The organism is Halomonas profundus, from assembly GCF_020865425.1.
Lineage (GTDB): Bacteria > Pseudomonadota > Gammaproteobacteria > Pseudomonadales > Halomonadaceae > Vreelandella > Vreelandella titanicae.
Map to the genome: position 1 here is coordinate 331,230 of NZ_CP086344.1, position 14,253 is coordinate 345,482.

Annotated in this window: 14 protein-coding genes; 9 read left to right on the forward strand and 5 right to left on the reverse strand. The window is 54.1% G+C overall.

What is annotated here, in order from left to right:
* Positions 1 to 55: 55 nt before the first annotated feature.
* The gene (nhaD, locus tag LMS44_RS01570; protein WP_138800231.1) at positions 56 to 1,534 is read right to left on the reverse strand and encodes a sodium:proton antiporter NhaD; all 1,479 of its coding nucleotides are present in this window, start codon (positions 1,532 to 1,534) and stop codon (positions 56 to 58) included.
* Between the two features lie 450 nt (positions 1,535 to 1,984).
* On the opposite strand from nhaD, the gene LMS44_RS01575 reads away from it, so the two are divergent.
* Positions 1,985 to 2,962 (forward strand): TAXI family TRAP transporter solute-binding subunit, encoded by a 978-nt coding sequence (locus LMS44_RS01575; protein WP_159175942.1) that lies wholly within the window; start codon positions 1,985 to 1,987, stop codon positions 2,960 to 2,962.
* A gap of 89 nt (positions 2,963 to 3,051) precedes the next feature.
* Positions 3,052 to 4,851: a TRAP transporter permease gene (locus tag LMS44_RS01580; RefSeq protein ID WP_159175943.1), complete on the forward strand. Its 1,800-nt coding sequence runs from the start codon at positions 3,052 to 3,054 to the stop codon at positions 4,849 to 4,851.
* A gap of 9 nt (positions 4,852 to 4,860) precedes the next feature.
* On the opposite strand, the gene LMS44_RS01585 is transcribed toward LMS44_RS01580, so the two are convergent.
* Both LMS44_RS01585 and LMS44_RS01590 read right to left on the reverse strand, forming a co-directional pair.
* Complete coding sequence (locus LMS44_RS01585) at positions 4,861 to 5,418, reverse strand: hypothetical protein (protein WP_159175944.1); 558 nt, start codon at positions 5,416 to 5,418, stop codon at positions 4,861 to 4,863.
* A gap of 86 nt (positions 5,419 to 5,504) precedes the next feature.
* Positions 5,505 to 6,461 carry a calcium/sodium antiporter gene (locus LMS44_RS01590; RefSeq protein ID WP_009287904.1) on the reverse strand — a complete coding sequence of 319 codons (957 nt, stop codon included), beginning with the start codon at positions 6,459 to 6,461 and terminating at the stop codon, positions 5,505 to 5,507.
* A 369-nt stretch (positions 6,462 to 6,830) separates the two neighbouring features.
* On the opposite strand from LMS44_RS01590, the gene LMS44_RS01595 reads away from it, so the two are divergent.
* From LMS44_RS01595 to LMS44_RS01605, 3 genes are all read left to right on the forward strand, one after another.
* Positions 6,831 to 7,037: a cold-shock protein gene (locus LMS44_RS01595; protein ID WP_007111857.1), complete on the forward strand. Its 207-nt coding sequence runs from the start codon at positions 6,831 to 6,833 to the stop codon at positions 7,035 to 7,037.
* A 267-nt stretch (positions 7,038 to 7,304) separates the two neighbouring features.
* Complete coding sequence (locus LMS44_RS01600; RefSeq protein WP_498946694.1) at positions 7,305 to 8,048, forward strand: metal-binding protein ZinT; 744 nt, start codon at positions 7,305 to 7,307, stop codon at positions 8,046 to 8,048.
* 158 nt (positions 8,049 to 8,206) lie between these two features.
* Positions 8,207 to 8,605, forward strand: coding sequence for a lysozyme inhibitor LprI family protein (locus tag LMS44_RS01605; RefSeq protein ID WP_027958212.1), 399 nt, complete (start codon positions 8,207 to 8,209; stop codon positions 8,603 to 8,605).
* A 48-nt stretch (positions 8,606 to 8,653) separates the two neighbouring features.
* Here the strand turns inward: LMS44_RS01605 and LMS44_RS01610 are convergent, their stop codons facing one another.
* The gene (locus tag LMS44_RS01610) at positions 8,654 to 9,460 is read right to left on the reverse strand and encodes a LuxR family transcriptional regulator (RefSeq protein ID WP_223828037.1); all 807 of its coding nucleotides are present in this window, start codon (positions 9,458 to 9,460) and stop codon (positions 8,654 to 8,656) included.
* Positions 9,461 to 9,720: 260 nt separating this feature from the next.
* On the opposite strand from LMS44_RS01610, the gene LMS44_RS01615 reads away from it, so the two are divergent.
* From LMS44_RS01615 to LMS44_RS01625, 3 genes are all read left to right on the forward strand, one after another.
* Complete coding sequence (locus LMS44_RS01615; RefSeq protein ID WP_278371612.1) at positions 9,721 to 11,097, forward strand: APC family permease; 1,377 nt, start codon at positions 9,721 to 9,723, stop codon at positions 11,095 to 11,097.
* 13 nt (positions 11,098 to 11,110) lie between these two features.
* Positions 11,111 to 11,998, forward strand: a complete 888-nt coding sequence (locus LMS44_RS01620) for a carbon-nitrogen hydrolase family protein (protein WP_278371610.1) — start codon at positions 11,111 to 11,113, stop codon at positions 11,996 to 11,998.
* Positions 11,999 to 12,449: 451 nt separating this feature from the next.
* Complete coding sequence (locus tag LMS44_RS01625; protein WP_022520733.1) at positions 12,450 to 12,800, forward strand: VOC family protein; 351 nt, start codon at positions 12,450 to 12,452, stop codon at positions 12,798 to 12,800.
* Between the two features lie 236 nt (positions 12,801 to 13,036).
* On the opposite strand, the gene LMS44_RS01630 is transcribed toward LMS44_RS01625, so the two are convergent.
* Complete coding sequence (locus LMS44_RS01630) at positions 13,037 to 13,771, reverse strand: SDR family NAD(P)-dependent oxidoreductase (RefSeq protein WP_159175948.1); 735 nt, start codon at positions 13,769 to 13,771, stop codon at positions 13,037 to 13,039.
* 93 nt (positions 13,772 to 13,864) lie between these two features.
* Here LMS44_RS01630 and LMS44_RS01635 point away from each other — a divergent pair, with 93 nt between their 5' ends.
* A complete protein-coding gene (locus tag LMS44_RS01635; RefSeq protein ID WP_159175949.1) occupies positions 13,865 to 14,239 on the forward strand; it encodes a winged helix-turn-helix transcriptional regulator in 375 nt (124 codons plus the stop codon).
* Positions 14,240 to 14,253: the final 14 nt, after the last annotated feature.

The following is a 14,253-nucleotide window of genomic DNA, read 5'->3' on the forward strand; positions in this document are numbered from 1 at the left end:
GGTAAAGAGATACAAGGAAAAGAAATAGTGCCATCTATTTCTCTTTTGATCGGGCTTAGCTGAAGAGCGCAAAGCTCTCAGCGTTGAGCCACATATGCACCAGAATACTGGCGATGTAGCCGAGCAGAATAACCGGCGACCAGCGCAAGTGGCCCATAAAGGTATAGGAGCCCCTTGCCTGACCCATGACCGCCACACCGGCCGCGGAACCAATCGATAGCAAGCTGCCACCAACGCCAGCGGTTAAGGTAATCAGTAGCCACTGGCCGTGGGACATATCGGGCTCCATGGTCAGCACTGCAAACATCACCGGAATGTTGTCTACCACGGCCGAAACAATGCCTAATACAATATTGGCAGCAGTCGCGTTCCAACCGGTATACAGTGCTTCCGACAGCAAGCCTAGATAGCCCATGAAGCCAAGCCCGCCAACGCACATTACCACCCCGTAGAAGAACAGCAGTGTGTCCCACTCAGCCCGGGCAACGCGGTTAAAAACATCAAACGGCACCACGCTACCCAGTTGCGCCAGCTTACGGTTATCACCTTCACGGCTATACCGCTCGCGCTTGCGCTCCAAGGAGCGGGGCAGGCTGCGGCGCAGGTAGTAACCGAAGAACTGCAAGTAGCCAAGGCCGGTCATCATGCCCAACACCGGGGGTAGATGGAGCACCACGTGACACAGTACGGCGGTCACGATCGTCAATAAAAACAGCAGCACAATGCGCCGGGCGCCACGCTTCATCCACACATCTTCATAAACACTTGCGGGTTTTTCATCCTTGATAAACAGGCTCATGATGCATGCTGGAATCATGAAGTTGACCAGGGCGGGGAAGAACAGAATAAAGAACTCCTGGAACTCCACCATGCCCGCTTGCCATACCATTAGAGTGGTGATATCGCCAAAGGGACTAAACGCACCCCCCGCGTTGGCGGCCACCACGATATTGATACAGGCCAGGTTGATATAGCGCTGGTTGCCTTCGGCCACCTTGGTCACTACCGCGCACATCAAGAGTGCGGTGGTAAGGTTGTCGGCAATGGGGGATAACACAAAGGCGAGACCGCCGGTCAGCCAAAAAAGGGTTCGGTAGTTAAAGCCTTTACGCAGCATCCAGGAACGCAATGCATCGAAGACCCGACGCTCTTCCATGGCATTGATATAGGTCATGGCCACCAGCAAGAACAGCATCAGCTCGGTGAACTCCAACAGCGTGACGCGGAAAGCGTACTCAGACGCGTCCGACATGCCGTTTTGGACATACACCCAGCCGATGAGGCTCCAGATGATACCGGCTGCCACCAACACCGGTTTAGACTTGCGCATATGGATCTTTTCTTCCGCCATGACTAATGCATACGCCAGGACGAAAATCGCAACAGCAAAAAAGCCAACGGTAGAGGTGGTTAGATCTAGTTCACCGGTCACTGCAAATGCACTGGGACTTACGCCTAATAGTAAGGCCGCTAACAAAAAAAGCCAGCGACGATATAATCGAGGCTGGCAAGAGGGTTGGCACAACGTAGGCATGTGACGTTCTTCCTCATGGTTAAGTTGTCAGGAGTGGTATAAAAGCGGCCTCATTTTATCAGTCTATATTGCGCCGCAATACCTTATTAAAACGAACGGAAGTAGTTCTTCTTAAGGTAATAGCATCTTTTTTTAGGAAATTAATCTTTTAGGTAATGGTAAATCGTGCAGTAATAGTTTTATAAAAAAGTTAATAGCGGTTTAAGAATTATACTATTGACGCATAGCATTGTTGAAAAAGATTCAGAATTTATATCTTTTTAAGCTAATATTAGATGTCAATAAAACACCCTGGAGGGCATGGGGAGGGCGACCGCGGAGAGTGCCTGTCCGAGGGCAGTCGTGCTATTTTAATGCGCGCCACGCTCTCAGCTTGGTCATATAACAACTGGGTAAGATAAAAACGAGGCCGATTAGAAGTGGCCGCTGGATACGTTGAGGAATATAACGATGCGCAATCCCTTTCGCTCCCTACACCGCACGCTTTTCGTCTCGGCTGCTACGTTAGTGCTGACAAGTGCCGCCTTCTCCGCCCACGCAGAAACGCGTGTGACCTATAAATCGGCTTCAGCGGGTACCGCCTATTATCAAATGGGCGTAGAACTCTCAGAAGCGATTCGCCAGGGAACCGATGACGCTATCATCCTTACCCTGGAAGAAAGCCAGGGTTCGGTACAGAACGTGATGGAAGTCATGGCTCGCCAGGGCAACTATGTATTTACCACGCCGCCCGCGTTAGTCGATCAGGCCATGGGTGGGGAGGGTGCCTTTGCCGAGCGTCAGAATCCGCGTTTTCAAGAGATCCGGGGGTTGTTCCCGATCCCCTCTATCACCATGCACTTTGTATTAGCGGGTGATGACGGCGTGACCGATATTTCCACGCTGGAAGGCAAGCACTTATTGATTGGTCGAGGCACCTTTGGCGCCCGTGAAGCGGCTCGTTACCTGGAACTGTTTGGCCTGGAAGAGAGCGTGAAAATTGCCGATGCAGCGATGGGCAGCGGCCCCGATGCACTTAAAAACGGCCAGATTGATGGCTTTGTGACCGCCAGTTCCTTTCCCTCACCCAATGTGATTGAGACAGCCGCCAGCATGCCGGTGACCTTGGTTAGCCTGACTGATCAACAAATCGAGCAAACGGGAGCGCCACGCCAAACGATCCCCGGCGGCACTTATCCCGGCGTGGATAAAGACGTTGAAACCACATCGCTACCGGTGATCGCCTACACCACAACGTATATGGACGATGACACCGCCTACACGCTGACCAAAACGTTTTGGGAGCGCCGCGACGCCATGGCCGAAGAGGCGGCGTGGTGGAGCAGTATTAGCCCTGATATGTTGGAAAACATGACCGGCACGCTTCACCCAGGCGCACTGCGTTACTACGAGGAAGCGGGTATCGAGGTACCTGACGCGCTGCGCTAGTCGTTTTCTTCCATTATCCATCTTCTTGCTGCCACGGTGCTTGCGCTGTGGCAGTCCTGTATTGATACAGTATTGATAGGCAGTGTGGCATGCGTGTTTTTACCTCTTCTCAGGCGTCGAGCCCTGAGGATGATCGCTCAGTAGCGCCTGGCTGGATGGCGTTAGGCGCAGTCAGTGTAATATTCCATCTTGGCTTGATTTTTTATGGCTTAACGCCTGCGCTGGTCAGCCGGCCGCTGCATATGGCGCTGCTGTTGCCATGGGTACTGATTTATATGGCCAATACACCGGCGCAGCGAGTCAGCGGCTGGCTGCTGACGGTATTGGGTGTTGCTGCCTGTGGCTATATTGCGTTTAACGAAGCTGCGCTAGCCAACCAGTACGGCTTTATTGATACCCACCTACAGATGGGGATTGGCCTGTTTTTGATTGCTCTAGCGCTTGAAGCGGCGCGCCGAGCCATCGGTTGGCCTCTGCCGTTGGTTGCCTTGCTGGCGTTGATGTATGGCGCCTTTGGTCAATATATTCCAGGCGCTTTTGGTCACCCTGGGCTGCCGCTGGCCAGTATGGTGGGTACGCTCACGATTGCCGAAGGCGGATTATGGGGTTCGCTGACGGGGGTAAGCGTCAGTGTGGTGGCGATTTTTGTGATTTTCGGCGCGGTGCTCAATGCGGGAGAGGCGGGCCAGGGCTTTATGAATCTGGCCAGTGCGGTGGCGGGGCGGCTCACCGGTGGGGCCGCTAAAGTGGCGGTGATTTCGTCGGCGCTGATGGGCTCTATCTCCGGCTCGGCGTCTGCCAACGTTGCTTCCACTGGGGCAATTACCATTCCCTCCATGGTGCGCCTGCGTTACCCGCGTTCGCTGGCGGGTGCGGTGGAAGCCGTTGCCTCCTCCGGCGGGCAAATTATGCCGCCGCTGATGGGCGCCGGGGCATTCGTGATGGTGGAACTGACGGGCACGCCCTATACCCAGATCATGGCCGCGGCGATGCTTCCAGCGGTGCTGTACTTTTTGACGGTCTGGGTGGGTATTAATGCCTATGCGACCCGGCATGATCTAAAGCCCGTGGCCGAAAGCGAGCGACCCAGCGCGAAAGAGGTGCTGATTACCTCGCTGTTTTTTGCCATCCCCTTCGTGCTGCTGTTAGAGCGCATCTTTAATGGCGGTTTTACCCCTCAGTACGCCGCCAGTGTTGCGATTTTCGCGGGCATTGCGCTGCTCTTCTTTAACGTGACGCTGCGCTTTTCGCTCCCCGGCTTTGCCACCCGTTTATCCGACGCAGTGGTCACCGCTGGGCGTCAGATTGCCGTCATTGGTTCCATTATTCTATGTGCCTCGTTGGTGGTCGGCGTGCTGTCGTTGACAGGGTTGGGCGTCAAGATCACCTCGGGCATTCTATCGCTCTCCAACGACATGCTCTGGCCAGCCTTGCTACTAACGGCGCTCGCCTGCTTGATTTTAGGCATGGAGGTGCCCACCACCGCCGCCTATGTGATTTGTGTCTCTGTCGCCGGGCCTGCCCTGACCTCGCTAGGTTTGGAACCGCTTCTGGCGCACCTTTTTGTCTTTTGGTACGCGCTGCTCTCGACGATCACGCCGCCGGTGTGTGGCGGCGTGTTCATTGCTGCGGGCATGGTGGGGGAGAACTGGCTAAAAGTCGCATTCAAAGCCATGGCGTTAGGAATAGGGCTGTATATTATTCCTCTAGCCATGGTGGCCAACCCAGAGATGATCCAACTGGCCTTCAATCCTTCCGGCGCCTTGTTGTATGCGCTAAAAGTGGCGATTGGTTTAGGGGCGATCTCTTACGGGGTGATTGCACGAAAAGCACTTTGGCAGCGGAGCGCGTTGGCCGTGGGAGGGATTATCCTGATCTTTGTGGTTTAGCCCGGTTGTTTAAGCGTCAGCGTCTAACCGTAGCGGCGAAGAGGCTGCCAGTGGAGTGGTGGCAAACATTACCCAGGTATCCAGCGCAGGCCCCAGTGATTGCACCAAACGCAGTTGCTCGGGGGCTTGGCCTAGCACCTCTTCAGCGCAAATGCCCGCCTCAAAACGTCCCGCAAGAAGCCCTTCTGCCACCGCCACTGTGGTGGGAGCGTCTATGATCTCTGTATAAGCCGTTAAGTCGGTGTAGTAGCGGGTCGCTGGTTGTAGCGCTACTTGGGTGGGGCGAACAGAGTCGCGCTGGGCAATCAGCGCCAGCGGCTTGCTGCCCGCTATAAAGGTGTCTACGGGATAGGCTCGATGCATATAGCGGCCCACGCAGTCGCTATGCGTTGCATGGGCGGTGCACTGTAGAACGTGGCTCACATGACCCGCGAGGAGCGCCTGAAAGGCCGCCTCAAACTGGCTAAACAGAGTCACGCTGCCTTCGCCTGAGCAACGCATTCTGAGATAGCGCTTGGCAATCAGTTCATGGTTATTGCCACTAGGCCCCAAGGTTGCAATGTGCACGGTGACGTTTCTCCACGATAAACAATCAAGTCATTGAGCCAAAAACGATGGGGTTTTGGCTCAGCGCAATCAACGATTAGGCCATCTCAAAAGATCGTAAAGCTTAACGCTATATAAGCGGCATAGCCTGCAAGCAGTGCGGCTCCCTCCCAGCGCGACAGGCGCATACCGGTATACAAAAACAGCACCAGTATGCCAGCGGCTCCCAGCATTACCCATTGGTCAAACAGGGCCACGCGTGGCGCAAGGGGTAGCGGCTGTAAAAACGCGGAGATACCCAGGATGCCTAACAGGTTGAAAATATTGCTGCCCAGAATATTCCCGATGGCAACATCCGCATGACGTCGTAACGCAGCAACCACCGACACGGCCATCTCCGGCAGTGAGGTACCAACGGCGACGATGGTTAAACCGATGACTGCTTCGGAAATGCCCATGGCCTGTGCCAACCCAATGGCGCCATATAAGAGTAGCTGTGACCCGCCAATCAGCATGCCCAAGCCAATCACTAACGCTACGACGATCATCCAGCCTGTAGTGGGTAGTTTGGTCATCTCCTCCGCTTCTGAAGCGTGCATTTCTGCCGCGGGAATGTGCTGACGGCTTTCACTTAAGTAGGCCCAAACAAGATAGCCGACCAGGCCCGCTATAAAAATTGCTGCATCGATGCGACCCAGTGCGCCGCCGAAGGAGAGCCCAATAAACAGCAGGCTGGCCAACACCACGACCAGCCCATCCCGGCGCAGTGCTAAAGGCTGAACCACCATTGGGCAAATAACCGCGCATAGGCCTAGAATCAATAAGATATTGCCGATATTGCTGCCCACGATGTTGCCAACCGCAATGTCAGGCTGCTGGTTAATCGCGGCATCAATCGAGACGACAAGTTCAGGGGCCGAGGTGCCAAAACCAACCACTACCAACCCTGTTAACAGTGGCGAGACGCCGACTCTTCGCGCACCCGCCACCGCGCCGCGGATAAGCGACTCCCCTCCAAGTGTCAAAAGGGCGATACCCGCCAATAAACTAAGTCCGTATAGCATGTTGAAACCTCTTCCAGAATGCTCACCAGGACGCGAATGAAGCGAGTTTTAGCGAGCAAGCAAAGCGCGCCAGGCGGTCGGATTAGTAGTGCCTGGCTCATTGGCAAGATTAAGGCTATTTTTGCGAATTTGCGCGGTTTTTAAACGGCTATAAGAGGCAGAACAACAAATTAAAAAGCACAAAGGCTTTGACCTGCGACTGCCCACGTGGCAGGATGTCGGCAGTTAGTAAGTTAGCAAGCAAGCATGGTTCCAGAAACATTCGAATTCTTTCGGTAGTCTGTAATTGTATTCCTTGTTCTACTCACTATTTATCTGGGTAATACCAGGATTTCTACAATTCGCGACTTGCGAAAAGGATTTAATATCATGGCAACTGGCACAGTTAAGTGGTTCAACGATTCTAAAGGTTTCGGTTTCATTGCTCCTTCTGACGGCAGCGATGACGTTTTTGCTCATTTTTCTGAAATTCAGTCTGATGGCTTCAAAACTCTGCCTGAAGGCGCTAACGTCTCTTTTGACGTTACCCAAGGTCAGAAAGGCCTTCAAGCTTCAAACATTAAGCTGCTTTCTTAATCCTAGCGATTATTTAAGTTCTCGAATCGTTTAGATTCGATGATCGGGCCCCGCTTAGGCGGGGCCCGATGCGTTTGTGCCTGCCAAAAAATATTTTCCATCAAGCACAGCTGCGCCTGTTATTAGATCAGCAAAAGCTCTGCGATCAATCCCTTAGCTTTATAGGTGTTTATTCGCGTAATGTAAAAAACGAGCTTGATTGGTTGGTATGTTATATTGTATCTTTTTTGGCGACTTGTTTCACGAGCAGCCAAAGGAAAACCGAATATGACACCATTGCCACTTAAGGCCGCCAGCGCGCTTGTATTGAGTGCACTGATACTAACGGGCGTTCAAGGCGTTAGCGCCAGCGAGCATGATCACGACCATACTCATAACGACCACGACCACGACCACGACCACGACCACGACCACGACCACGACCACGACCACGACCACGACCACGACCACGACCACGACCACGACCACGACCACGATAGCGATATCTACTCGGGCTATTTTGATGACGACCAGGTTGAGGATCGCGCGCTATCTGACTGGGAGGGTGATTGGCAGTCCGTTTATCCCTACCTACAAGATGGCACCCTTGACGAAGTGTTTGCGCATAAAGCAGAAAATGGCGACAAGACCGCCGAAGAGTATAAAGCGTATTACGATACCGGTTATCAAACGGATGTAGAGCGTATCGTTATTGATGGAAGCGACGTCACTTTCTTTGAAAATGGCCAAGAGCGCACGGGTGAATACCAATACGATGGCTATGAAATTTTAACTTACCAAGCCGGTAACCGGGGTGTGCGGTTCATCTACGCGCTTGAAGAAGCATCCGATGATCTACCCCAGTACATCCAATTTAGTGACCACAGTATTTACCCCACCGATGCGCATCACTTCCATCTCTATTGGGGCGATGACCGTGAGGCGCTGTTAGAAGAAGTTACCAACTGGCCGACTTATTACCCATACGAGTTGAGCGGTGAAGAGATTGTCGAAGAGATGATTGCGCACTAGCGGTTACCGCGTAAGCGAAAAACATCTTTTGATGTGTACCTAGAAAGCGCTGGCCGAGATGCCAGCGCTTTGCTTTATTAGTACAGGGTAAATACAGCTTCGTGGACATGTTCTAACTTTTTCCGGTTCGGATTTAACCAGCATCAAGAGGTGTCACTATGCGCTTATCGTCTCTCTTTCTGAGTGTCGGGTTTTTGCTATCAAATAGCTTTGCTACCGCGGATGATTCGTGTGCTAGCGCCAATACGCAAACCGAGCTAAACCAGTGCACGGCGCAGGCCTATCAAGCGGCGGATGATGAGCTCAACGCGGTTTACCAAACCGTTGTTAGCCGTCTGGAGGACAATTCAGCGTCACTCGAAAAGCTCAGAGCGGCGCAGCGGGCGTGGATCGGCTTTCGTGATGCTGAGTGCGCGTTTGAAAGTAGTGCTGTGGAAGGCGGTAGCGCCCAACCCATGGTGCGTAACGGCTGTCTGGAAACGCTGACAGCGGAACGTACCGAGCAACTGCGTGAGCATGCTAGTTGTGAAGAGGGCGATCTCAGCTGCTCTCGGTAAACGGCGGTCAAGCGCTAGAATGCAAACCGTTGCCCCGAGGTAAAGGTGTCATCCGTGCTCGGTCAGCCGAGCGAACAGCGGCATAAGCAGCGCGAACAGCTCCGCCTGGGAGGAGATGCAGCACTTGGCGTAGAGTTGGCGGCGGAAGACCTTAACTGTCTGAAGGCTGACGCCCAGGTGTAGGCTGATCGATAGGGATGAGTGGCCTCTTAGAATAAACAGCGCCACCTCTGCCTGGCGCGGGCTTAGCCGGATGCTGTGTTGCTGATTCAGCGTCTCTCTCAGGCGTTCCTCTAAAGGGGCTGGTGCCGCTTTCATCACATCGTCAGAGCGGTAATCTTGCCAGTGTTTTTTCAGCAACGAGCTGAGGGTTAACTCGTACTGTTGCAGAACCTCAAGCTCACGCCTGTTAAAGGGCTTACCACTGGAACGATCCCTACCGAAACAAGCGGTTATCGTATCACTCTCAGTGATATTGGCGAAAACCGCTACTTCATCCAGTAGTGTGGTCTGCTGGTAGTAATTCTTATAGTAATGCGTGCGTCGAAAGTGATCGGGCGCTATATCCCTCAATCGGCGTATACCCTGAACACCGCCTCTGAGGTGCTCGCGGTAAAACGGATCCAGCAGGTAATCTCCCCCTAGATATTGGCTATCCATCGGTAGATAAACGACAGGGTCGGTGTATTCCCGATAGAGCACCGCTGGCCGGTGTTCGCCGTGATAAGCGATGATGATCAAGTTATCGAATGCCGCTAGACGTTTCACCAATGTGGAGAAGTGTTGAGGCAACGCAGGGGTCGCCAACGCCATGAGGGTATTGGCCAGTACTTCGTCAATTTCGCTATGAGTCACCAATTCCACATCCGCAGGCCCATACCACGCTGGGGTTATATACGATCCGATGAGCTGCCAATACCGTTCTAGATAGGTTGGCTACTAGGCACCTCAGTCTAGCTGGACAGCTGCAACGCCAGCAACTGAGGGTTATTAGCCGATCATTAACGGTAGCAAGCTGGTCTAGCCTCGGCGGCTGGCTTGATAAACCACCTCTTCGTTTTGCGCCGGCTCAGCGATTGCCCGCTGTCGGTTCCAACGTTTCCTGGAGATGGATCATGACGGATAACAATATCAAACTGGAAAGAACCCTATCCCTAAAAGCCGTGGTGTTGTTTGGCCTTGCCTACATGACGCCATTGATCGTGCTGGGCACTTTCGGTGTGATTGCCAGCACTAGCAATGGCGCCGTACCCACTGCTTACCTCATCACTACCGTTGCCATGCTATTCACGGCATACAGCTACGGCATTATGGCGCGTACTTATCCGGTAGCCGGGTCTGCCTATACTTACGCACGCAGAGCCATCGACTCGCGGGTTGGCTTCATGGTGGGATGGAGCGTGCTGCTGGATTATTTCTTCCTGCCGATGGTGATTTGGTTGATCGGCGCTGCTTATTTGAACGCGCGCTTTCCTGAAGTGCCGAGCTGGATATTCCTGCTCGGCTTCATCGGTATCACCACCTTCTTGAATATCTACGGCATCAAGCTCGCGTCCAAAGTGAACTCGTTGTTGATGGTCTTCCAAATACTGGTGATCGCGTTCTTCGTACTGCTTTCAATTCGTCACGTATTTGCGACCGGTGGCACTGATTCGCTTTTTAGCCTGGGGCCGTTCTTGGGTGAAGAGGCTGGTTTCACTGCGATTGCCGCGGGCGCCGCGGTGGCCGCTTACTCTTTTCTTGGCTTTGATGCCGTCACCACGCTGACCGAGGAGACCATCGAGCCAAAGCGTAATATTCCCAGAGCCATCATGCTGACTGCACTGATCGGTGGCGGTATCTACGTGCTGGTAGGTTACACAACTCAACTGGTTCACCCAGGTGGCAGTTTCGTAAATGCTGACTCCGCTGCCTTCGAGATTGCTACAACCATCGGTGCGGATCTCTTCGGGGCTATCTTTCTGGCCGGTATGGTGCTCGCTCAATTCACGTCTGGCCTGGCCGCCCAAGCGAGTGCCTCTCGGCTGCTGTTTGCCATGGGGCGGGACGCAGTACTGCCGCCTAAGCTGTTCGGTGCGCTGCACGCGCGTTTCCACACGCCAGTGTTCAACATCGTCCTCACGGGTGCTATCGGCATCATTGCCTTGTTCCTTGATGTGTTATCTGCCGCCTCGTTTATCAACTTCGGTGCCTTTATCGCCTTCACGATGGTGAACCTGTCAGTGATCTTTCTGGTCAGCAAAGACGCCGATGCAAAGCGCCAGTATGGTGTGATTAGAGGGATGCTGGTGCCGCTCATCGGTGCCCTGGTTAACCTTTGGCTGATGAGTAAACTGGATATCAACGCTTTTATTCTTGGCCTGATCTGGCTTTCCATCGGTCTCGCACAGCTGGCCTATCTGACCCGATTCTTCCGTCGCGAGCCGCCGGAAGTGGCCTTTGATGACTCAGAGCCCGAGTCAACAATCGCCTCGGTAAAAGCGTCCCTTTAAACGGAGATCCACTATGTCCAGAAATTTGCCTGTCCTTGTGGTGCAGGAAGCCTCGCGACTGCACGGCACTGACTCCGAACTGCTGGACTTCGAGGCCGAGCTGGCGGTACATCTGAGCGATTTCGGTGCTGATTTTGAACAGCCAAGGATGGTGGTTTATCCAGAACTCCATTTATGCGGTGCCACGGGTACGCCTCAGCAGCGCAGGGAGCAACTGGAAGCCGCTGCTGAACCGATCGATGGCCCCCGTGACCAGCACTTATCACGTATCGCCCGCAACCTGGGAGTATGGCTGCTGCCCGGCACAGTATGCGAGCGGGGAGAGGACGGGCACCTGTACAACACCGCGCCGGTGTATTCGCCCGAAGGTGAGCGAGTGGCCGCCTACCGTAAGTGTTTCCCCTGGCGGCCTTACGAGCCCTATCAGCCGGGAGATCGCTTTGAAGTGTTCGAAGTGCCGGGCATAGGCCGGGTCGGCCTGGCCATCTGCTACGACATCTGGTTTCCCGAGATGGTGCGTCAGCTAGCGTGGCTGGGGGCGGAGGTGATCATCAACCAAGTGGCCACCACCACCTGCGACCGCGCCCAGGAGCAAATCCTTGTGCAGGCCAATGCTATTTTCAACCAGGTGTATATGGTGAGCGCTAATTCAGCCGCGCCTGCGGGGGAGGGTCAGAGTTTGATCGTGGATCCTGAAGGTCGTATCCGCACGAGGATGTCCGGCGCTACCCCAGGCATTCTTACTGATGTACTCAACCTGGAGGAGGTTGAGCGGGTGCGTACCTTCGGCACTGCAGGCTTGAACCGCATGTGGTCTCAGTTCCGAGACGATGACCCAGTGCTGGAATTACCCATGTATGAAGGCCGCATTGATCCACGTAAGTGGAGGGGAAAGCGGTAAGCAGCCGACCACCAATCTCTCCAACCCCGCGTTATCCCCATCCCGTGCAACTATGCCATCACCCAGCTGATGGCTATTGCCTGCAATCAGTTAATTGCTGAGATAGCTGAGCAGCTAACCCGCCCAGCGTTAACGTTACTTCTTCCCGCATCTGCGGTTGGATATCCCAACCAGTTTGCGTCCTCGCGAGGGAAACGAATGGGCGCGGATATCGCGCTTACTGAGAGCTTTTTTTATCCCTAGCAGCTCCTGCTTAACTGACAGCGTCGGCGTTGAAAGCCTAAAGCTAAGATAGTCAACCGTCTTAAGAAGCCTGTGCTAATCTGGATTGGGTAGGTGAATCAGTTAAAGCAGCAAGACAGGTAAACCGCCCAAGGCGGAGGTGCCGGGTAATGCAGCAGACGCGCGAATACCTGTTAGAGCGAGTTGAGTTCAACCTTTTGGAGCCAGAATGATAGTAAAACGCATAGTCTCCAATATCGCGGCAGCTAACCCATCAGAAGCAGAGAGGTTCTATGCGGACATCTTTGGGCTCAAGGTTGTGATGGATCATGGGTGGATAAGGACCTATAGCTCGGGCGAGGAAATGACCACTCAGGTAAGCGTGGCGTCGGAAGGTGGCTCTGGCACGCCAGTCCCTGATCTCTCTATAGAAGTCGATAACTTGGAGGTTGCTTTGGAGAGAGTGACAGGCGGAAATATTGCAATTGAGTACGGACCAGTAAGTGAGCCATGGGGTGTCCGCCGGTTTTATGTACGAGATCCATTCGGGAAGCTCATTAATGTCTTACAGCACGAGTAATCCTCGAGGATTCTCTAACAATGCGCGTCACTCGGATGCCCTTGTCTCCGCTTCGCTGCGCCAAGGCCACCGGTGCGCTCTGCGTTATGTGTAAGGGAAACCAAAATTAAAGGGGTCAGATCGATTTTATTTTGATCCATGTAAATGGGGCAGGTTGATTTGTTTTAACCAAGCTGGCTGATTTAAAATCTATCTGACCCCTTTTGGTTCATTGCCTCCCGTTCTCCGCCTAGCCCCTAAACCTGCGCGTAGCCCCCGTCAACGAACACCTCGCTTCCTGTCATAAAGCTGCTATCGTCGGACGCCAGGAACGCCACCGCGCCTGCGGTTTCTTGGGGATCGCCCAGACGCTCAAGGGGTACGCTCCGTTTCATCTCGCTCAGGGCGTCGGATGGGAGCAATTCGATTAACTTGTCTGTTTTGGTTGGGCCAGGAGACATGACGTTCACGCGAATGCCGGTGCCCCTGAGATCATGGGCCCAACTGCGCGCCAGGTTTCGGACGGCCGCCTTGGAGGCGCTGTAGATGCTCATGGCGGGGGTTCCCATGCTGCCGACCGTGGAACCGGTGAGGATGATGGAGCCGCCGTTCGTCATCAGGGGAAGGGCCTTCTGGACGGTGAAGAGGGTGCCTTTGACGTTGATGTCGAAGATGTAGTCGTAGTGCTCCTCGGTGATCTGTCCCAGGCTGGCGAATTCGCCGACGCCCGCGTTGGCCACCAGTACGTCCAGGTGTCCTTTTTCTTTCTGGATCGTTTCGAAGACGCGGTCGAGATCCTCTGGCTTTGTCACATCCGCCTGGACGCCCTGGGCGCTAGATCCCAGTGCCTCAGCCGCGTTGTCGAGGACGTCCTGGCGCCGTCCGGCGATAAAGACGAAGGCGCCTTCGTCGATGAGGCGTTGGGCCGAGGCCAGGCCGATGCCGCTGGCTCCGCCTGTGATCAGTGCGATTTTACCGTTTAGCCGACTCATGGTTGGGTCTCCGTGTGTATTGACTCGGTTCGCTTTTACGGTATATACCCACTTACAAATGTTCAAGTATGCACCTTTTGGTAAGTATCCGTTATGGCGAAAGAAAACACAGAAAACTCAGCAAACCCACGTTTCATTTGCGGCCTGCATGCGACGCTGCACGTGATCTCCGGGAAGTGGAAGCCTTTGATTCTGTTCTTTTTAAACAAGGGCCCGACGCGTTACGGCGAGCTCAAGCGAAGCGTCCGGGGCGTGAGCGACAAAATGTTGATCCAGCAGTTGAAGGAGCTCGAGTCCGACGGCATCGTCCAGCGAACCGACTATGGAGAGATCCCACTGCGCGTCGACTACTCGCTGACGCCCTTCGGGGCAAGTCTGGTGCGGGCCATGGAGCCGCTTTGCGGCTGGGGCGAAGAGCACGAAGAGGACATTGCCGCGGCGATGGAACGCCGGAAAACTAGCCGGTAGGAAGCGAAGCCGGT

Coding starts and splice junctions, on each gene's coding strand:
- nhaD (WP_138800231.1), bottom strand. CDS start 1,534: ATGCCTACGTTGTGCCAACCCTCTTGCCAGCCTCGATTATATCGTCGC.
- LMS44_RS01575 (WP_159175942.1), top strand. CDS start 1,985: ATGCGCAATCCCTTTCGCTCCCTACACCGCACGCTTTTCGTCTCGGCT.
- LMS44_RS01580 (WP_159175943.1), top strand. CDS start 3,052: ATGCGTGTTTTTACCTCTTCTCAGGCGTCGAGCCCTGAGGATGATCGC.
- LMS44_RS01590 (WP_009287904.1), bottom strand. CDS start 6,461: ATGCTATACGGACTTAGTTTATTGGCGGGTATCGCCCTTTTGACACTT.
- LMS44_RS01595 (WP_007111857.1), top strand. CDS start 6,831: ATGGCAACTGGCACAGTTAAGTGGTTCAACGATTCTAAAGGTTTCGGT.
- LMS44_RS01600 (WP_498946694.1), top strand. CDS start 7,305: ATGACACCATTGCCACTTAAGGCCGCCAGCGCGCTTGTATTGAGTGCA.
- LMS44_RS01605 (WP_027958212.1), top strand. CDS start 8,207: ATGCGCTTATCGTCTCTCTTTCTGAGTGTCGGGTTTTTGCTATCAAAT.
- LMS44_RS01615 (WP_278371612.1), top strand. CDS start 9,721: ATGACGGATAACAATATCAAACTGGAAAGAACCCTATCCCTAAAAGCC.
- LMS44_RS01620 (WP_278371610.1), top strand. CDS start 11,111: ATGTCCAGAAATTTGCCTGTCCTTGTGGTGCAGGAAGCCTCGCGACTG.
- LMS44_RS01625 (WP_022520733.1), top strand. CDS start 12,450: ATGATAGTAAAACGCATAGTCTCCAATATCGCGGCAGCTAACCCATCA.
- LMS44_RS01630 (WP_159175948.1), bottom strand. CDS start 13,771: ATGAGTCGGCTAAACGGTAAAATCGCACTGATCACAGGCGGAGCCAGC.
- LMS44_RS01635 (WP_159175949.1), top strand. CDS start 13,865: ATGGCGAAAGAAAACACAGAAAACTCAGCAAACCCACGTTTCATTTGC.